This window comes from Streptomyces sp. NPDC046379, assembly GCF_055587785.1.
The window spans coordinates 178,151-195,905 of the sequence record NZ_JBVJFP010000014.1 but is presented as its reverse complement, the minus strand read 5'-3'; the positions used below and the strand labels follow the sequence as shown (position 1 = coordinate 195,905).

Here is a 17,755-nt window from a genome sequence, read left to right as displayed (position 1 = left end):
ACTCATGACCGAGAGCACCGCCATCCGCTGGGAGCAGGACGACACCGGCGTCGTCACCCTCGTCCTGGACGACCCCGCCCAGTCCGCGAACACCATGAACCAGGCGTTCCGCGCCTCCCTCTCCGTGATCGCCGACCGCCTGGAGGCCGAGAAGGACTCGGTGCGCGGCGTCATCGTCACCTCCGCCAAGAAGACCTTCTTCGCCGGCGGCGACCTGCGCGACCTCATCCGCGTCACCCCCGACACCGCCCGGGAACTCTTCGACGGCGGCCTCGCCCTCAAGCGCGACCTGCGCCGCATCGAGACCCTCGGCAAGCCGGTCGTCGCCGCGATCAACGGCGCGGCCCTCGGCGGCGGTTACGAGATCGCCCTCGCCTGCCACCACCGGATCGCCCTCGACGCGCCCGGCTCCAGGATCGGCTGCCCCGAGGTCACCCTCGGCCTGCTCCCCGGGGGCGGCGGCGTGGTGCGCACCGTCCGGCTGCTCGGCATCACCGACGCCCTGCTGAAGGTCCTCCTCCAGGGCACCCAGTACAACCCGCGCCGCGCCCTGGAGAACGGCCTGGTCGACGAGGTCGCCGAGACCCGCGAGGAACTGCTCGCCAAGGCGCGCGCCTTCATCGACGCCCACCCCGAGTCCGCCCAGCCCTGGGACCGGCCCGGCTACCGCATCCCCGGCGGCACCCCGGCCCACCCCAAGTTCGCCGCCAACCTGCCCGCCTTCCCGGCCAACCTGCGCAAGCAGACGGGCGGCGCGCCCTACCCCGCGCCGCGCAACATCCTCGCCGCCGCCGTCGAGGGAGCGCAGGTCGACTTCGAGACCGCCCAGGTCATCGAGGCCCGCTACTTCGTGGAGCTGGCGGCCGGCCAGACCGCGAAGAACATGATCCAGGCGTTCTTCTTCGACCTCCAGGCCGTCAACTCGGGTGCGAGCCGGCCGAAGGGCGTCGAGCCGCGCACGGTCCGCAGGGTCGCCGTCCTCGGCGCCGGGATGATGGGCGCCGGCATCGCCTACTCCTGCGCCCGCGCCGGGATCGAGGTCGTGCTCAAGGACGTGTCCCTGGAAGCGGCGGTCAAGGGCAAGGGGTACTCCGAGAAGCTGTGCGCCAAGGCCGTCTCGCGGGGCCGTACGACGCGGGAGAAGGCCGACGCGCTGCTCGCCCGGATCACGCCCACCGCCGAGGCGGGCGACCTCGCGGGCTGCGACGCCGTCATCGAGGCCGTGTTCGAGGACACCGCGCTCAAGCACAAGGTGTTCCAGGAGATCGAGCAGATCGTCGCGCCCGACGCGCTGCTGTGCTCCAACACCTCCACCCTGCCCATCACCGCGCTGGCCGAGGGCGTCGAGCGGCAGCCGGACTTCATCGGGCTGCACTTCTTCTCGCCGGTCGACAAGATGCCGCTGGTCGAGATCATCAAGGGCGAGCGGACCGGAGAGGCGGCGCTGGCCCGCGCCTTCGACCTGGTCCGGCAGATCAACAAGACGCCGATCGTCGTCAACGACTCGCGCGGCTTCTTCACCTCACGGGTGATCGGCCAGTTCATCAACGAGGGCGTGGCCATGGTCGGCGAGGGCATCGAGCCCGCGTCCGTCGAACAGGCGGCGGCGCAGGCGGGCTACCCGGCCAAGGTGCTGTCCCTGATGGACGAGCTGACGCTCACCCTGCCCCGCAGGATCCGCCAGGAGACCCGCCGCGCGGTCGAGGAGGCGGGCGGCGAGTGGACCCCGCACCCGGCGGAGGCCGTCATCGACCGCATGGTGGAGGAGTTCGGCCGCACCGGCCGCAGCGGCGGCGCCGGCTTCTACGACTACGACGAGTCCGGCGAGCGCGCCGGCCTGTGGCCCGGCCTGCGCGAGCACTTCACCCGGCCGGGACACGAGATCCCGTTCCGCGACATGCAGGAGCGGATGCTGTTCGCCGAGGCGCTGGACACCGTCCGACTGCTGGAGGAGGGCGTGCTGACCTCGGTCGCCGACGCCAACATCGGCTCCGTCCTCGGCATCGGCTTCCCCGGCTGGACCGGCGGCGTCCTCCAGTACATCAACGGCTACGACGGCGGCCTGCCCGGCTTCGTGGCCCGCGCACGGGAACTCGTCGAGCGCTACGGCGACCGGTTCACGCCCCCGGCGCTGCTTCTGGAGAAGGCCGAGAAGGGCGAGACCTTCACCGACGCCCGCTGACCCACGGCGACGGAGGCGGACGTCCCCTCACCGGACGCCGTCCGCCTCCGTCGCCCACGCCCGCACCTCTTCCCGCAACGACCGCTGAAACGCCGTCAGCAGCGCCTGCACCACGATGGGCTGCATGTGCGCCGACAGCGACCGCACTTCGGACGGGCCGCGTTCGGCCACCTCCCCGCGCAGCAGCCGCGACAGCTCGCGCGCCGCCGCCCGGGCGTGCTCCACCAGCACGGTCCGCGCCGCGAGGATCGCCTCCTGGGACAGCGGCACGTCCAGCAGTCCGACGCCGAGCCGCAGCAGCCCGGCGTCGACGCGGAAGCGGTCCTCGCCGTCCCGCTCCACCACGTCCATCGCGACCAGCCGCTCCAGCTCCTCGTCGCCGAGCGCCCGCCCCGCCCGCCGCTCCAGCTCCCGGCGCGTCACCGTCTCCACCGACTCCGGCGCCCAGGAGGCCACCACGGCCCGGTGGATGGCGAGATCGTGCGGGCTCAGCCCTTCGGGCAGCTGCCGCAGATACCGCTCGATCGCCGCCAGCGTCATGCCCTGCCGCTGCAACTCCTCGATCAGCCCCAGCCGCGCGAGATGCTCCGCCCCGTAGTGCCCGACCCGACGCGCCCCGATCACCGGCGGCGGCAGCAGCCCCCTGGTCCCGTAGAACCGCACGGTGCGCACGGTGACCCCGGCCCGCGCGGCCAACTCGTCCACGGTGAGCCACGGCTCCTCGGCGTCGGTCGTCATGCGCAGCAGTATCGCCGCCGCACCCGCCCCGCGAAACTCACCGGGCCCACCGCCCACCGCCCGTCACGCCACGTCCCGCCGCGCGAGCGCCTCGGCGACGGACGAGCCGCCGCGCCGCGCGTACGCCGACCGCGCCCGCACTTCGCGCAGGGTCCTGGGCCGGTGGCCGGGCCCGCCGCAGCAGCTCTTGTGGAAGCCGACGCCGGCGTTCAGCAGCACGGTGAACGTCCGCCACGCCGCGACGTCCCGCCGCCGAGGCGCCGCGAACGCCGAGCCGGCGTGGATCATCGGCTGCGTGCAGCGCGGACAGTTCCGCTGCCGCGCCGGGTCGTGGGGCTGCTTGTAGGAGACCCTGCAACCGAGGCAGACGCCGGAGGTCTTCCCGTTGGCCATGGGCCCAGCGTAGGGATCGCCCCGCACGCGGCCCACCGGATTTCCGGCGCTCGGGCGACGCTCCGCGCGTCGGTCCCTCACCGGGGACGACGAGCCCGCGAGCCCTTCCTCCGGGGCCGTTAGGATCGGCGGTCTGATGACTGCCACCCTCGTCGCCAAGAACCTCGCCGCCGGGCACGGCGACCGTGCCCTGTTCAGCGGGCTCGACCTCGTCGTCGCGCCCGGAGACGTGATCGGGCTGGTCGGCGCCAACGGTGCCGGGAAGTCCACGCTGCTGCGTCTGCTGGCCGGCCTCGACGCCCCCGAGCAGGGCGATCTGCGCCTGTCCCCGCCGACGGCCACCGTCGGGCATCTGCCGCAGGAACCCGAGCGCCGGCCCGGCGAGACCGTCGGGCAGTTCCTGGCCCGCCGTACCGGCGTCGCCGAGGCCCAGCGGGCCATGGACGAGGCCACCCAGGCCCTGGTCGACGGCGCCCCGGGCGCGGACGACGCCTACGCCACGAGCCTGGAGCGCTGGCTCGCCCTCGGCGGCGCCGACCTGGAGGAGCGCGCCGAGGAGGTCGCCGACGCGCTGGGTCTCGCCGTCGGCCTCGACCAGGCCATGACCTCCCTGTCCGGCGGCCAGGCCGCCCGCGCGGGCCTCGCCTCCCTCCTGCTCTCCCGCTACGACGTCTTCCTGCTCGACGAGCCGACCAACGACCTCGACCTGGACGGCCTGGAGCGCCTCGAACGCTTCGTGAGCGGCCTGCGCGCCGGCACGGTCGTCGTCAGCCACGACCGCGAGTTCCTCGCCCGCACGGTCACCAAGGTCCTCGAACTCGACCCGGTCCAGCAGCGGATCACCCTCTTCGGCGGCGGCTACGAGGCCTACCTGGAGGAACGCGAGGTGGCCCGCCGGCACGCCCGCGAGGAGTACGAGGAGTTCGCCGACAAGAAGGCCGCCCTCCACGACCGCGCCCAGATGCAGCGGTCCTGGATGGACAAGGGCGTGAAGAACGCCCGGCGCAAGGCGGGCAACGACAACGACAAGATCGGCCGCAAGTTCCGCAGCGAGGCCAGCGAGAAGCAGGCCGCGAAGGCCCGCCAGACCCAGCGCATGATCGAGCGGCTTGAGGTGGTCGAGGAGCCGCGCAAGGAGTGGGAGCTGCGGATGGAGATCGCCGCCGCCCCCCGATCGGGCGCGGTCGTGGCGAGCCTGCGCGACGCCGAGGTGCGCCGCGGCGGCTTCGTCCTCGGCCCGGTCACCCTCCAGATCGACTGGGCGGACCGGGTCGCGGTCACCGGCCCCAACGGCGCCGGCAAGTCCACCCTGCTCGGCGCCCTGCTCGGCCGGGTCCCCGTGGACGCCGGCCACGCCGCTCTCGGCTCGGGCGTCCTGGTCGGCGAGGTCGACCAGGCCCGTCGGCTGTTCCACGGTCCCGAGTCGCTGCTCGACGCCTTCCAGGCCGCCGTACCCGACACCGAACCGGTCGACGTGCGCACCCTGCTGGCCAAGTTCGCGCTGAAGTCGGACCACGTCCTGCGCCCCGCCGCCACCCTCTCGCCGGGCGAGCGCACCCGCGCCGCCCTCGCCCTCCTCCAGGGCCGGGGCGTCAACCTGCTGGTCCTGGACGAGCCGACCAACCACCTCGACCTGCCCGCCATCGAGCAGCTGGAGTCGGCCCTGGACGCCTACACCGGCACCCTGCTCCTGGTGACGCACGACCGGCGGATGCTGGACGCGGTCCATGTGACCCGCCGTGTGGAGGTCGCCGGCGGCAAGGTGACCGAGCGCTGAGGCCCGGGCGCCGGCGGGACGGCACGGCCCCGCCGGCGCGTGCCTCAGCCCCGTCCGCCCTTCTTCGGGTCCAGCAGACCGGCCCGGCGCAGGGCGTCGGCCATCGCGCCGCCCGCCGGGGCCGGAGCCGCCGCCTGACGGCCGCCGCCCGACCGTCCGCCCTGCCGCTGCTGCGGCGGACGCCCCCCGCCCCGCTGCGGCCGGCGCTCGCCGGGAGCGCGGTCCTGCGCCGCGGCCTCGTCGTCCAGGCGCAGCGTCAGCGAGATCCGCTTGCGCGGGATGTCGACGTCGAGGACCTTCACCTTCACGATGTCGCCCGGCTTGACCACGTCCCGCGGGTCCTTGACGAACGTCTTCGACATCGCGGAGACGTGCACCAGACCGTCCTGGTGGACGCCGACGTCCACGAACGCGCCGAACGCGGCGACGTTGGTGACGACCCCCTCCAGGACCATCCCCGCCTCCAGGTCGGAGATCTTCTCCACGCCCTCCTTGAAAGCGGCGGTCCTGAAGGCCGGGCGAGGGTCGCGCCCCGGCTTCTCCAGCTCCTTGAGGATGTCGGTCACGGTCGGCAGACCGAACGTCTCGTCGACGAAGTCCTGCGGACGCAGCGAGCGCAGCACGCCGGTGTTGCCGATGAGCGAGGCCACCTCCTGCCCGGTGGTCTTCACCATCCGCCGCACCACCGGGTAGGCCTCCGGGTGCACGCTGGACGCGTCCAGCGGGTCGTCGCCGCCGCGGATGCGCAGGAAGCCCGCGCACTGCTCGTACGCCTTCGGGCCCAGCCGGGCCACCTTCTTCAGCTCCGCGCGGGACCGGAACGGGCCGTTGGCGTCCCGGTGCGTGACGATGTTCTCCGCGAGCCCCGAGGAGATGCCCGACACCCGGGCGAGGAGCGGCGCGGACGCGGTGTTGACGTCGACGCCGACGCCGTTCACACAGTCCTCCACCACCGCGTCCAGCGAGCGCGACAGCTTCACCTCGGACAGGTCGTGCTGGTACTGCCCGACGCCGATCGACTTCGGGTCGATCTTCACCAGCTCGGCGAGCGGGTCCTGCAGGCGGCGCGCGATCGACACCGCGCCGCGCAGCGACACGTCCATGTCGGGCAGTTCCTGCGACGCGAACGCGGAGGCCGAGTACACCGAGGCGCCCGCCTCCGACACCATCACCTTGGTGAGGTTCAGCTCCGGGTGCCTCGCGATGAGTTCACCGGCCAGCTTGTCCGTCTCGCGCGACGCCGTGCCGTTGCCGATGGCGATCAGCTCGACCGCGTGCTCCTCGGCGAGCCGGGCCAGCCGGGCGATCGCCTCGTCCCAACGGTTGGCGGGGACGTGCGGGTGGATCACGTCCGTGGCGACGACCTTGCCGGTGGCGTCCACGACGGCCACCTTCACGCCCGTGCGGAAGCCGGGGTCCAGGCCGAGCGTCGCCCGGGTGCCGGCCGGGGCCGCGAGCAGCAGGTCGCGCAGGTTCGCCGCGAACACCCGCACCGCCTCGTCCTCGGCGGCGGTGCGCAGCCGCAGCCGCAGGTCGATGCCGAGGTGGACCAGGACGCGGGTGCGCCAGGCCCAGCGGACGGTGTCCGTCAGCCACTTGTCGGCCGGCCGCCCGCGGTCGGCGATCCCGAACCTCGCCGCGATGATCCCCTCGTACGACGACGGGCCCTCGACCGGCTCCTCCGGCTCCAGGACGAGGTCGAGGACCTCTTCCTTCTCGCCGCGCAGCATCGCCAGCACCCGGTGCGAGGGAAGCTCCGTGAACGGCTCGGAGAAGTCGAAGTAGTCCGCGAACTTCGCGCCCGACTCCTCCTTGCCCTCACGGACCTTGGCCACCAGTCGCCCGCGCACCCACATGCGCTCGCGCAGCTCGCCGATCAGGTCGGCGTCCTCCGAGAACCGCTCGGTCAGGATCGCCCGGGCGCCGTCGAGCGCGGCCTGCGGATCGGCCACGCCCTTGTCCTCGTCCACGAAGGCCGCGGCGGCGGCCGGGGGGTCGACGGACGGATCGGCGAGCAGCCCCTCGGCCAGCGGCTCCAGGCCCGCCTCACGGGCGATCTGCGCCTTGGTGCGCCGCTTGGGCTTGAACGGCAGGTAGATGTCCTCCAGCCGCGCCTTGGTCTCGGCGCCGCGGATCCGCGCCTCCAGTTCGTCGGTGAGCTTGCCCTGCTCGCGCACCGACTCCAGGATCGCCGTACGACGCTCCTCCAGCTCCCGCAGATAACGCAGCCGCTCCTCGATCGTGCGCAGCTGCGCGTCGTCGAGCATCTCGGTCGCTTCCTTGCGGTAGCGGGCGATGAAGGGCACCGTCGAACCGCCGTCGAGCAGCTCCACGGCAGCCTTCACCTGCCGCTCCCGTACGCCGAGCTCCTCGGCGATCCTGCCTTCGATGGACCCTGTGAGGGGTGTCGTCACGATCCCGTACCGCCTTCTCCACTTCGGGTTGCGCGGCAATTGTGGCAGGTGGCGCCGACACCCGGGGCGCAGGGCGCGATCCGCGCGCGCCGCCGCCGGTTCAAGCGCGGCGCGCACCCCGTCGGCCCGCGCCGGAGGCTCCGCCTAGGAGCCGGGCCACGGCCCGGAACGGCAGCGTCACGACCGTGGCGACGGCGCCGCCGATCTGCCGCAGGACATCCGCGATGGCACGGAACACGTCGATTCCCCTTTCGGTTCGCCGGTGTCGCCTTTCGAGCACCGGACGACCGCCGGGTACCGCGTGCGGCCCCCGCTAACCGGACGCGGTCCAGGTGAAGCGGGGCTGCCTGCGCTCCAGGAAGGCGGCGACGCCCTCCGCGGTGTCGCCGCCGGCGCGGGCCTGCGCGGCCCAGTGGGCGTCCCGGTCGGTGCGGCCGTTCGCGAACTCCTTCGCCGCGGCCTGCGTCAACTGGGAGCGGGACGCCAGCACCCGCGCGAAGGCGGCGACCCGCTCGTCCAGTTCCCCGCCGGGCAGCACCTCGTCGACCAGGCCGGTGCGCAGCGCCCGCTCGGCGTCGATCAACTCACCGGAGAACAACAGGTACTTGGCGGTCGCCGGGCCCACCAGCGCCACCAGCCGCCGGGTGGCGGAGGCCGGGTAGACGATGCCGAGCCGGGCCGGCGTCACCCCGAACAGCGCGCCCCCGTCCGCGAACCGCAGGTCGCAGGCCGCCGCGAGCTGCGCCCCGCCGCCCACGCAGTGCCCGCGCACCGCGGCCAGCGTCGGCTTCGGGAACGCGGCGAGCGCCTCCTCGGCGGCCACGGCCAGACCCTGCGCCTCCTCGGGCGACTCGCGCAGCGTGGAGATGTCCGCCCCGGCGCAGAAGGTGCCGCCCTCGCCGGTCAGCACCAGGACCCGTACCCCCGGATCGGCGGCGAGCCGGTCGAGCAGCGGCGGCAGCGCCCGCCACATCGCGGCCGTCATGGCGTTGCGCTTGGCCGGGTGGGCGATCACGACGGTGGCGACCGAGTCCGCGACCCGGTGCAGCAGCTGGGGCTCCATGCGCGGGATGCTAACCGCACCCCCGAGGGCCGCCTCCCGCCCCCCGGCGGCGCTGCCGGGAGCCCGGGAACGATCGGCGACAAACCCGTACAACCCGAATAGTTCGCAAAGTCGGCGCAGGTCGGACAGGAGTAGTCCTGACAGCCGCCCGCGTCATACGCAGGCGGTCAGAAGTGTTCGATACCCGCTGACTTGTGTTCAGCTCTCGAGCCCGGAGCGGCTCGTTATCAACACTCGACGTGTGGTGACAATCGAGTTCAAGGGTGGCGACCGGACGATGGAGAACCACGGGCGCGGGCCCGCCGCACGCCCCGCAGGCGGCGCGGACGCAGCCGTCGAGGACAGAACGCGCGAACCGCTGCCGTTCGAGGGCGTCTGGCGGTTCACCGCCCCCGCCGTCGACGCCTCGGTCCCGCAGGCCCGGCACGCGGTCCGCGACCTGCTGCGGCGCCAGGGCGTGCCGGTCTCGGACGACCTGCTCCAGGGCCTGCTGGTGATCGTCTCGGAGCTGGTCACGAACGCCGTACGGCACGCCGCGCTGCTCTCGCCGATGCTGGCCGTGGAGGTCGCCGTCGGCGCGGAGTGGCTGCGGCTGTCCGTCGAGGACAACCACCCCTACCGCCCGACCGCCCTGGAGGCGGACCACGGCCGGACGGGCGGGCGGGGGCTGCTGCTGGTGCGGGAGATCACCCGCGAGGCGGGCGGGGTGTGCGACGTCGAGCACACGGCGGGCGGCGGCAAGGTGATCTGGACCGCCCTGCCGCTCGGCACGGCGCGCCGGCCGTGAGGATCACCAGCCGGCCGACGGTCCCGTCAGTTCCCTGATCGCCGGACGGGCGGCGTCGAGCACCGTCATGAACCAGGCGGAGAACGGGTCGCGCGCGTGCCGCTCGGCCAGCTCCGCGGCGGTCACGAACGCCGTGTCGTGCACCTCCTGCGGGTCGGGCCCGGGAGCGGTCTGCACCAGGCCGACGAAGAGGTGGTTGTACTCCTGCTCCACCAGGCCCGAGGCCGGGTCCGGGTGGTTGTAGCGGACGGTGCCGGCCTCGGCGAGCAGCGCCGGCGAGACTCCCAGCTCCTCGTGCGTGCGCCGGGCCGCCGCCGCGAACGGGGCCTCGCCCGGGTAGGGGTGGCCGCAGCAGGTGTTGGACCACACACCGGGGGAGTGGTACTTGCCCAGCGCCCGCTGCTGGAGCAGCAGCCGGCCGTGGTGGTCGAAGAGGAAGACCGAGAACGCGCGGTGCAGCCGCCCCGGAGCCCGGTGCGCGGAGAGTTTCTCCGCGGTGCCGATCGTCCTGCCGTCCTCGTCGACGAGTTCCAGCAAGATCGCTTCCGCGGCGCCGCTCGACGAACCGTCCGTCGTGGTGGCAGGTGTGATCGGCATACCCATCCTTCGCCTCGTTCCTCGCCCCAGTCTGCCGTACCCGTACGGTCCTGCGGGCGCTTGCGGGGTGCCCGCATGTCCCGCGCCGCGCGCGGGCGGGGCCAGTGGGTGATCATGCCCGGCCGTGCCGGGCGGAACCGCCCGCTCCCGGTTCAGTGGCACAGATGCGCCTCGTGCTCGGCGTGGCCGCCGGGCTCCAGCTGGAAGGTGCAGTGCTCCACGTCGAAGTGGCCGCCCAGACAGCCCTGGAGTTCGTGCAGCATCTTCTCGTGCCCTATGGCGTTCAGGACGTCGGAGCTGACGACGACGTGCGCGGACAGTACCGGCAGGCCCGAGGTGATCGTCCAGGCGTGCAGGTCGTGGACGTCCTCGACGCCGTCCAGAGCGAGGATGTGCGCCCGGACCTCGGCCATGTCGACGCCCTTGGGGGCGGCCTCCAGCAGGACGTCGAGGGTCTCGCGCAACAGCTTCAGCGTGCGCGGCACGATCATCAGACCGATCACCAGCGAGGCGATCGGATCGGCCGCCTGCCAGCCCGTGGTGACGATCACCACCGCCGCGATCAGCACCGCGACCGAGCCCAGGGCGTCGGCCGCGACCTCCAGGAACGCGCCGCGCACATTGAGGCTCTCCCGCTGGCCGCGCATCAGCAGTGTGAGGGAGATCATGTTCGCGGCCAGACCGATCAGCGCGAACACGGCGGTGAGCCCGCCCTCGGTCCCCGCCGGCGTCATGAACCGCTGGACCGCCTCGAACAGGACGTAACCGCCGACGCCGAGCAGCAGAAGGCAGTTGGCCAGCGCGGCGAGGATCTCGGCGCGGGCGTAGCCGAAGGTGCGGTTGGCGCTCGCGGGCAGGTTGGCGAAGTGGATCGCCAGCAGCGCCATGCCGAGCCCCAGCGCGTCCGTCGCCATGTGCGCGGCGTCCGCGATCAGCGCGAGGGAGTCCGCGAGGACGCCGCCGACGATCTCGACCACCATCACCGTGAGCGTGATGGCGAGAGCGACCCGCAGCCGGCCGCGGTACGCCCCTGCGGCCGTGCCGGTGACCGGCGCGCCGTGCGCGTGCCCGTGTCCGTGACCATGCGCATGACCGTGCCCGTGGCCGTGCCCAGCCCCCATGAGAGCCGTCCTTCCCGATCGGTCCGGCTCACAGTGAACTACGTGCGGGCGGCGGCGGGCAACGCGGCACTGAACACCGTTGTCATATGCGCTGACCTGCGGAAACGAACCGCAGGTCAGCGGCGGGCGGCCCTTACCCGGCGTGGTGCAGCCGCCACCCGGCCCACGCCGACTCCACCATCTCCCGCACCCCCCGGCGGGCCGTCCAGCCCAGCTCCTCGGCGGCCCGCGCGGCGGAGGCGACGGCACGCGGTGCGTCCCCGGGGCGGCGCCCCTCCACCACGGCCGCCCGCCGGTCCCCGGTCACCTCGCCGATCAGCGAGACCAGCTCCCGTACGGAGACGCCCTCGCCGCGTCCGATGTTCACCGTGAGGTCGTCCGGCCCGCCGGGGCCGCAGAGCCGTCGGGCCGCCGCGAGATGGGCCTCGGCGAGGTCGGCGACATGGATGTAGTCGCGCACGCAGGTGCCGTCCGGCGTCGGATAGTCGTCGCCGAAGATCCGCGGGGCCTCGCCCCGGGTGAGCCGGTCGAAGACCATCGGCACGATGTTGAAGACACCGGTGTCCGCGAGCTGCGGCGCCGCCGCCCCCGCCACGTTGAAGTAGCGCAGGCACGCCGTGCGGATGCCGTGCGCCCGGCCCGCCGCCCGGACCAGCCACTCGCCGGCGAGCTTGGTCTCGCCGTACGGGTTCACCGGGGCGCAGGGGGTGTCCTCGGTGATGAGGTCCACATCGGGGTTGCCGTAGACGGCGGCGGAGGAGGAGAACAGGAACCGCCCGATCCCGGCCTCGGCCACGGCCTCCAGCAGCGTCGCGAGGCCGCCCACGTTCTCCCGGTAGTACAGCTCCGGCCGCGCCACGGACTGCGCCACCTGCTTGCGGGCGGCCAGGTGCACCACGCCGGTCACGTCGTACTCGGCGAACACCCGCCGCAGCAGCCCCGCGTCCGCGGAGGAGCCCCGCACGAGCGGCACGCCCTCGGGCAGCCGCCCGGCCACACCGGCCGACAGATCGTCCAGCGCGACGACCCGCTCCCCGGCATCGCCCATGACCCGCGCCACATGCGCCCCGATGTACCCGGCCCCACCAGTGATCACCCACGTCATGGCAGCCCACCCTAAGCGGTTCACGGGGCCCGGCCCGCCGCCCCCGACGCCCCCGCCCCCCGGCAACGCCACGCGCAAGCCCCACCGACCACTCCATGAACGGCCGGTGAACGCAAGGGTCCCGTCATCCGATAACCTCTGCCGACATGCCGCCCGCCGGGTGCGGTCGAGTGCCGGTCGTGCACGGGCCCTGCCGCAGCCGAGGGCGCCCCCACCATGTACACGACCGGCGTGCACGCGTCGGCCTCCAGGGAGTGAGTTCGGTTGCCGACCGCCATCCTCACCGGAACGCCGGTGCCCGGATCGCCGCTCGAGGGCGATCTGCGCTCCCTCGGCTTCGATGTGCGCACCGCCGCCGACGCCGCCGAGACGGAGACCCTCCTCGCCGGGACGCCCGGCGACGAACGGGTCGCGGTGGTGGACGCCGGTTTCGTCGGTCACCCGCACGCCCTGCGCCTCGGCCTCACCGACCCCCGCTTCCCGCTCGCCGCGATCCCCGGCGCCGTCACCGCCCAGCCGGCCGGCCGCGGGGCCCTGACCCGTGCCATGGCCCGCGAGAACTCTGCCGACGAGCACTCCGGCGCCCCACTCGCCGACCGTGTCGCCGCCGCGCTCGACGCCGACGGCGCCGCCGTGCACCGCCCCGACCTCGGCAGCCTCGTCGCCGTCGTGCCCGCCGATCCGCAGGCCCGCAACGAGGCGCGCCAGGCCGTCGCCGCCGTCGACGACGAGGCCGTACGCCTGAAGTCGGCCGTCAAGGCCCGCGACGGCTTCTTCACCACCTTCTGCGTCAGCCCGTACTCCCGCCACCTCGCCCGCTGGTGCGCCCGCCGCGGACTGACCCCCAACCAGGTCACCACCGCCTCGCTGCTCACCGCCCTGATCGCGGCGGCCTGCGCGGCCACCGGCACCCGCGGCGGCTTCGTCGCGGCCGGCGTGCTGCTCATCGCCTCCTTCGTGCTGGACTGCACCGACGGCCAGCTCGCCCGCTACTCCCTGCAGTACTCCACCCTCGGCGCCTGGCTCGACGCCACCTTCGACCGGGCCAAGGAGTACGCCTACTACGCCGGACTCGCCCTCGGCGCCGCCCGCGGCGGCGACGACGTCTGGGCGCTGGCGCTCGGTGCGATGGTGCTCCAGACCTGCCGGCACGTCGTGGACTTCTCCTTCAACGAGGCGAACCACGACGCCGTGGCCAACACCAGCCCCACCGCCGCTCTCTCCGGCCGCCTCGACGGCGTCGGCTGGACGGTGTGGGCGCGGCGCATGATCGTGCTGCCGATCGGCGAGCGCTGGGCGATGATCGCCGTCCTCACCGCCGCCACCACGCCTCGCGTCACCTTCTACGCCCTGCTCATCGGCTGCGCCTTCGCCGCGACGTACACCACGGCGGGCCGTGTGCTGCGCTCGGTGACGCGCCGGGCGAGCAGGACCGACCGCGCCGCGCGGGCGCTCGCCGACCTCGCGGACGGCGGCCCGCTCGCGCAGGGCTTCGCGGCGGCGTTCCGCGGCACCGCGCGCCGCCTCCCCGGCTTCACCGCCCCCGCCGTCGCGTTCCTCGGCGGCGCCGTGATGATCCTCACTGCCGCGCTCACCGGCTTCGGCGGCCCCTGGCCGGTCGCCGCCGCCCTCTTCTACGCCGTGACCTCGGGCCTCGCGGTCGCCCGCCCGCTCAAGGGCGGTCTCGACTGGCTCGTCCCGCCGCTGCTGCGTGCCGCCGAGTACGGCACCGTTCTGACCCTCGGAATCAAAGCGGGGGTGAACGGAGTGCTTCCGGCGGCTTTCGGCCTGGTGGCCGCCGTCGCCTACCATCACTACGACACGGTTTATCGCATCCGCGGCGACGCGGGTGCTCCCCCGCAGTGGCTGGTGCGGACGATCGGCGGCCAGGAGGGCCGGACGCTCGCGGTCGCCGCGCTCGCCGTCCTGCCGACCGCCGCGCAGTTCGAGGCCGCGCTCACGGTGCTCGCCGTGGCCGTCGCCGTGGTGGTGCTCGCCGAGAGCATCCGCTTCTGGGTCCTGGCCCACCGGGCCGGAGCACCCGCCGTACACGACGAAGGAGAACCCGCATGATCGGCCTCGTGCTGGCGGCCGGCGCCGGACGGCGTCTGCGCCCCTACACCGACACCCTGCCCAAGGCGCTGGTGCCGGTGGGGCCCGCGGGCACCGAGGACGGCCCCACGGTTCTCGACCTCACCCTCGGCAACTTCGCCGAGATCGGCCTGACCGAGGCCGCGATCATCGTCGGCTACCGCAAGGAGGCCGTGTACGCGCGCAAGGAGGCCCTGGAGAAGACGTACGGCCTCAAGCTCACCATGATCGACAACGACCGGGCCGAGGAGTGGAACAACGCCTACTCCCTGTGGTGCGGCCGGGACGCCCTCAAGGACGGCGTGATCCTCGCCAACGGCGACACCGTCCACCCGGTCTCCGTCGAGCGGACCCTCCTCGCCGCCCGCGGCGACGGCAAGAAGATCATCCTCGCCCTGGACACCGTGAAGTCCCTGGCCGACGAGGAGATGAAGGTCGTCGTCGGCGCCGAGGGCGGCGTCGAGAGGATCACCAAGCTGATGGACCCGGCCGAGGCCACCGGCGAGTACATCGGCGTCACGCTCATCGAGGGCGACGCCGCCCCGGACCTCGCCGACGCGCTGAAGACGGTCTGGGAGACCGACCCGCAGCAGTTCTACGAGCACGGCTACCAGGAACTGGTCCACCGGGGCTTCCGCATCGACGTCGCGCCCATCGGCGAGGTCGACTGGGTGGAGATCGACAACCACGAGGATCTCGCCCGGGGACGGGAGATCGCGTGCCGGTACTGACCAGGCTCATACCCTCCCCGGTCGTCGTCGACATCCGCCCCGGCGCCCTCGACGACCTGGCCGGCGTGCTCGCCGACGAGCGGATCTCGCACTCCGGCAAGCTCGCCGTGGCCGTCAGCGGCGGCTCCGGCGCCCGGCTGCGCGACCGCGTCGGCCCCCAGCTGCCCGGCGCCACCTGGTACGAGGTCGGCGGCGGCACCCTCGACGACGCCGTCCGGCTCGCCACCGACATACGGGCGGGCCACTTCGACGCCCTCGTCGGACTCGGCGGCGGCAAGATCATCGACTGCGCCAAGTTCGCCGCCGCCCGCGTCGGCCTGCCGCTGGTCGCCGTGCCGACCAACCTCGCGCACGACGGCCTGTGCTCGCCCGTCGCCACCCTCGACAACGACGCCGGCCGCGGCTCGTACGGCGTCCCGAACCCCATCGGCGTCGTCATCGACCTCGACGTCGTCCGCGAGGCCCCGGTCCGCTACGTCCGGGCCGGCATCGGCGACGCCGTCTCCAACGTCTCCGCGATCCGCGACTGGGAGCTGGCCCACCGGGTCAAGGGCGAGAAGATCGACGGCCTGGCCGCCGCCATGGCCCGCCAGGCCGGCGAGGCCGTGCTGCGCCACCCCGGCGGCGTCGGCGACAACGACTTCCTCCAGGTGCTCGCCGAGGCCCTGGTCCTCAGCGGCATCGCCATGTCCGTCTCGGGCGACTCCCGCCCCTCCTCCGGCGCCTGCCACGAGATCAACCACGCCTTCGACCTGCTGTACCCGAAGCGCGCCGCCGCCCACGGCGAGCAGTGCGGCCTCGGCGCGGCCTTCGCCATGTACCTGCGCGGGGCCCACGAGGAGTCGGCGTACATGGCCGAGGTGCTGCGCCGGCACGGGCTGCCGGTGCTGCCGGAGGAGATCGGCTTCACCCCGGACGAGTTCGTCCGCGTCGTGGAGTTCGCCCCGCGGACCCGGCCCGGCCGCTACACGATCCTCGAACACCTCGACCTGCAAACCCACCAGATCAAGGACGTCTACGCCGACTATGTCAAGGCCATCGGTAGCTGAACTCCGCCCGGTCGTCCACCCCGCGGGGGTCAAGGACCGGCGCAGCGGTGAGCACTGGATGGGACGCCTCTACATGCGCGAGGTGTCCCTGCGGGTGGACCGCTACCTGGTGAACACCAGGGTGACGCCGAACCAGCTCACGTACCTGATGACCGTCTGCGGCGTACTCGCCGCCCCGGCCCTGCTGGTGCCGGGGATCTGGGGCGCCGTGCTCGGCGTTGTCATGGTCCAGCTGTACCTGCTGCTCGACTGCGTCGACGGCGAGATCGCCCGCTGGAAGAAGCAGTACTCGCTCGGCGGCGTCTACCTGGACCGGGTCGGCGCCTACCTCACCGACGCCGCCGTGCTCACCGGCTTCGGGCTGCGCGCCGCCGACCTGTGGGGGAGCGGGCGGATCGACTGGCTGTGGGCCTTCCTCGGCACCCTCGCCGCCCTCGGCGCGATCCTGATCAAGGCCGAGACCGACCTGGTCGGCGTCGCCCGGCACCAGGGCGGGCTGCCGCCGGTGCAGGAGTCGGCGTCCGAGCCCCGCTCGTCCGGCATGGCGCTGGCCCGCCGCGCCGCCGCCGCGCTGAAGTTCCACCGGCTGATCCTCGGCATCGAGGCGTCCCTGCTGATCCTGGTCCTCGCGCTCGCCGACGCCGCCCGCGGCGACCTGTTCTTCTCCCGGCTCGGCGTCGCGGTGCTGGCCGGCATCGCCCTGCTCCAGACGGTGCTGCACCTGGTGTCCGTCCTCGTCTCCAGCCGGCTGCGGTGAGCGCCGTGACCGCTTCCCCGCTGAAGGTCGGCGCGGTGATCATCACCATGGGCAACCGCCCCGACGAACTGCGCGCCCTGCTGGAGTCGGTGGCCAAGCAGGACGGCGACCCGATATCCGTGGTCGTCGTCGGCAACGGCTCGCCCGTGCCCGAGGTCCCCGAGGGCGTGCGCACCGTGGAGCTGCCCGAGAACCTCGGCATACCCGGTGGCCGCAACGTCGGCATCGAGGCCTTCGGCCCCAGCGGCCGGGACGTGGACATCCTGCTCTTCCTGGACGACGACGGACTGCTCGCCCGCACCGACACCGCCGAGCTGTGCCGCGAGGCCTTCGCCGCCGACCCGAGGCTCGGCATCATCAGCTTCCGCATCGCCGACCCGGACACCGGCCTCACCCAGCGCCGCCACGTCCCGAGGCTGCGCGCCTCCGACCCGATGCGCTCCTCGCGGGTCACCACCTTCCTCGGCGGCGCCAACGCCGTGCGCACCCGGGTCTTCGCCGAGGTCGGCGGCCTGCCGGACGCGTTCTTCTACGCCCACGAGGAGACCGACCTGGCCTGGCGGGCCCTGGACGCGGGCTGGCTGATCGACTACCGGTCGGACATGGTGCTGTACCACCCGACGACCGCGCCCTCCCGGCACGCGGTCTACCACCGCATGGTCGCCCGCAACCGGGTCTGGCTGGCCCGCCGCAACCTGCCCGCCGCCCTGGTCCCGGCCTACCTCGGCTGCTGGCTGCTGCTCACCCTGGCCCGCCGGCCCTCGCGGCCGGCGCTGCGGGCGTGGTTCGGCGGCTTCCGGGAAGGCTGGACGACACCGTGCGGTCCGCGCCGCCCCATGAAGTGGCGTACGGTGTGGCGGCTGACCCGACTGGGACGCCCTCCTGTCATCTGACAAGCTCGGTCCTGAGAGCATGCGGGCGTAACGCTCGGCTCGGCGCCTGGCCGGCCC

The 17,755-nt window shown here is 73.4% G+C and carries 16 protein-coding genes; 8 read left to right on the top strand and 8 right to left on the bottom strand.

The genetic code is table 11. The annotated features are described in order from the left end of the window. The first annotated feature begins 4 nt into the window (after positions 1-4). The gene (locus tag ACZ6KF_RS24425; RefSeq protein ID WP_356634159.1) at positions 5-2,182 is read left to right on the top strand and encodes a 3-hydroxyacyl-CoA dehydrogenase NAD-binding domain-containing protein; all 2,178 of its coding nucleotides are present in this window, start codon (positions 5-7) and stop codon (positions 2,180-2,182) included. Between the two features lie 27 nt (positions 2,183-2,209). Here ACZ6KF_RS24425 and ACZ6KF_RS24420 read toward each other — a convergent pair whose 3' ends face one another. After that, complete coding sequence (locus tag ACZ6KF_RS24420) at positions 2,210-2,920, bottom strand: MerR family transcriptional regulator (protein ID WP_356634157.1); 711 nt, start codon at positions 2,918-2,920, stop codon at positions 2,210-2,212. A gap of 63 nt (positions 2,921-2,983) precedes the next feature. Beyond that, on the bottom strand, positions 2,984-3,313 hold the full coding sequence (locus ACZ6KF_RS24415; protein ID WP_469240322.1) for a deoxyxylulose-5-phosphate synthase: 330 nt from the start codon (positions 3,311-3,313) through the stop codon (positions 2,984-2,986). A gap of 136 nt (positions 3,314-3,449) precedes the next feature. Here ACZ6KF_RS24415 and ACZ6KF_RS24410 point away from each other — a divergent pair, with 136 nt between their 5' ends. After that, on the top strand, positions 3,450-5,090 hold the full coding sequence (locus ACZ6KF_RS24410; protein WP_469177547.1) for an ABC-F family ATP-binding cassette domain-containing protein: 1,641 nt from the start codon (positions 3,450-3,452) through the stop codon (positions 5,088-5,090). Positions 5,091-5,134: 44 nt separating this feature from the next. Here the strand turns inward: ACZ6KF_RS24410 and ACZ6KF_RS24405 are convergent, their stop codons facing one another. The 3 genes from ACZ6KF_RS24405 to ACZ6KF_RS24395 all read right to left on the bottom strand — a co-directional run bounded on the left by ACZ6KF_RS24405 (position 5,135) and on the right by ACZ6KF_RS24395 (position 8,567). Next, entirely contained in the window at positions 5,135-7,504 is a 2,370-nt protein-coding gene (locus ACZ6KF_RS24405) for a Tex family protein (protein ID WP_469240320.1), read from the bottom strand. 100 nt (positions 7,505-7,604) lie between these two features. Next, a complete protein-coding gene (locus ACZ6KF_RS24400; protein WP_189698035.1) occupies positions 7,605-7,742 on the bottom strand; it encodes an LPFR motif small protein in 138 nt (45 codons plus the stop codon). Positions 7,743-7,817: 75 nt separating this feature from the next. Then, positions 7,818-8,567 (bottom strand): enoyl-CoA hydratase/isomerase family protein, encoded by a 750-nt coding sequence (locus ACZ6KF_RS24395; RefSeq protein ID WP_469159700.1) that lies wholly within the window; start codon positions 8,565-8,567, stop codon positions 7,818-7,820. A gap of 277 nt (positions 8,568-8,844) precedes the next feature. Between ACZ6KF_RS24395 and ACZ6KF_RS24390 the strand changes: the two genes are divergently transcribed. Further along, positions 8,845-9,354, top strand: coding sequence for an ATP-binding protein (locus ACZ6KF_RS24390; RefSeq protein WP_356634253.1), 510 nt, complete (start codon positions 8,845-8,847; stop codon positions 9,352-9,354). Between the two features lie 3 nt (positions 9,355-9,357). Here the strand turns inward: ACZ6KF_RS24390 and idi are convergent, their stop codons facing one another. From idi to galE, 3 genes are all read right to left on the bottom strand, one after another. Beyond that, complete coding sequence (gene idi, locus ACZ6KF_RS24385; protein WP_356634146.1) at positions 9,358-9,951, bottom strand: isopentenyl-diphosphate Delta-isomerase; 594 nt, start codon at positions 9,949-9,951, stop codon at positions 9,358-9,360. Positions 9,952-10,103: 152 nt separating this feature from the next. Beyond that, complete coding sequence (locus ACZ6KF_RS24380) at positions 10,104-11,072, bottom strand: cation diffusion facilitator family transporter (protein ID WP_356634144.1); 969 nt, start codon at positions 11,070-11,072, stop codon at positions 10,104-10,106. Between the two features lie 133 nt (positions 11,073-11,205). After that, positions 11,206-12,177: a UDP-glucose 4-epimerase GalE gene (gene galE, locus ACZ6KF_RS24375; protein WP_469177541.1), complete on the bottom strand. Its 972-nt coding sequence runs from the start codon at positions 12,175-12,177 to the stop codon at positions 11,206-11,208. Between the two features lie 264 nt (positions 12,178-12,441). Here galE and ACZ6KF_RS24370 point away from each other — a divergent pair, with 264 nt between their 5' ends. Genes ACZ6KF_RS24370 through ACZ6KF_RS24350 form a run of 5 tightly spaced genes read left to right on the top strand, consistent with a single transcriptional unit; the run spans position 12,442 to position 17,698 of the window. After that, positions 12,442-14,250, top strand: a complete 1,809-nt coding sequence (locus ACZ6KF_RS24370; RefSeq protein ID WP_469240318.1) for a DUF5941 domain-containing protein — start codon at positions 12,442-12,444, stop codon at positions 14,248-14,250. Then, positions 14,247-14,999, top strand: coding sequence for a phosphocholine cytidylyltransferase family protein (locus ACZ6KF_RS24365; protein WP_469240315.1), 753 nt, complete (start codon positions 14,247-14,249; stop codon positions 14,997-14,999). The genes ACZ6KF_RS24370 and ACZ6KF_RS24365 overlap by 4 nt, the downstream gene beginning before the upstream one ends. After that, positions 14,987-16,048, top strand: a complete 1,062-nt coding sequence (locus tag ACZ6KF_RS24360) for an iron-containing alcohol dehydrogenase family protein (protein WP_356634136.1) — start codon at positions 14,987-14,989, stop codon at positions 16,046-16,048. The genes ACZ6KF_RS24365 and ACZ6KF_RS24360 overlap by 13 nt, the downstream gene beginning before the upstream one ends. After that, positions 16,026-16,805, top strand: a complete 780-nt coding sequence (locus ACZ6KF_RS24355) for a CDP-alcohol phosphatidyltransferase family protein (protein ID WP_356634134.1) — start codon at positions 16,026-16,028, stop codon at positions 16,803-16,805. The genes ACZ6KF_RS24360 and ACZ6KF_RS24355 overlap by 23 nt, the downstream gene beginning before the upstream one ends. A gap of 20 nt (positions 16,806-16,825) precedes the next feature. Then, positions 16,826-17,698, top strand: coding sequence for a glycosyltransferase family 2 protein (locus ACZ6KF_RS24350; RefSeq protein ID WP_356634251.1), 873 nt, complete (start codon positions 16,826-16,828; stop codon positions 17,696-17,698). The last annotated feature ends 57 nt before the right edge of the window (positions 17,699-17,755 follow it).

Excerpts from the sequence above, each read along its gene's own strand:
- ACZ6KF_RS24425 (WP_356634159.1), top strand. The coding sequence starts at position 5 with ATGACCGAGAGCACCGCCATCCGCTGGGAGCAGGACGACACCGGCGTC.
- ACZ6KF_RS24420 (WP_356634157.1), bottom strand. The coding sequence starts at position 2,920 with ATGACGACCGACGCCGAGGAGCCGTGGCTCACCGTGGACGAGTTGGCC.
- ACZ6KF_RS24415 (WP_469240322.1), bottom strand. The coding sequence starts at position 3,313 with ATGGCCAACGGGAAGACCTCCGGCGTCTGCCTCGGTTGCAGGGTCTCC.
- ACZ6KF_RS24410 (WP_469177547.1), top strand. The coding sequence starts at position 3,450 with ATGACTGCCACCCTCGTCGCCAAGAACCTCGCCGCCGGGCACGGCGAC.
- ACZ6KF_RS24395 (WP_469159700.1), bottom strand. The coding sequence starts at position 8,567 with ATGGAGCCCCAGCTGCTGCACCGGGTCGCGGACTCGGTCGCCACCGTC.
- ACZ6KF_RS24390 (WP_356634253.1), top strand. The coding sequence starts at position 8,845 with ATGGAGAACCACGGGCGCGGGCCCGCCGCACGCCCCGCAGGCGGCGCG.
- idi (WP_356634146.1), bottom strand. The coding sequence starts at position 9,951 with ATGCCGATCACACCTGCCACCACGACGGACGGTTCGTCGAGCGGCGCC.
- ACZ6KF_RS24380 (WP_356634144.1), bottom strand. The coding sequence starts at position 11,072 with ATGGGGGCTGGGCACGGCCACGGGCACGGTCATGCGCATGGTCACGGA.
- galE (WP_469177541.1), bottom strand. The coding sequence starts at position 12,177 with ATGACGTGGGTGATCACTGGTGGGGCCGGGTACATCGGGGCGCATGTG.
- ACZ6KF_RS24365 (WP_469240315.1), top strand. The coding sequence starts at position 14,247 with ATGATCGGCCTCGTGCTGGCGGCCGGCGCCGGACGGCGTCTGCGCCCC.
- ACZ6KF_RS24355 (WP_356634134.1), top strand. The coding sequence starts at position 16,026 with ATGTCAAGGCCATCGGTAGCTGAACTCCGCCCGGTCGTCCACCCCGCG.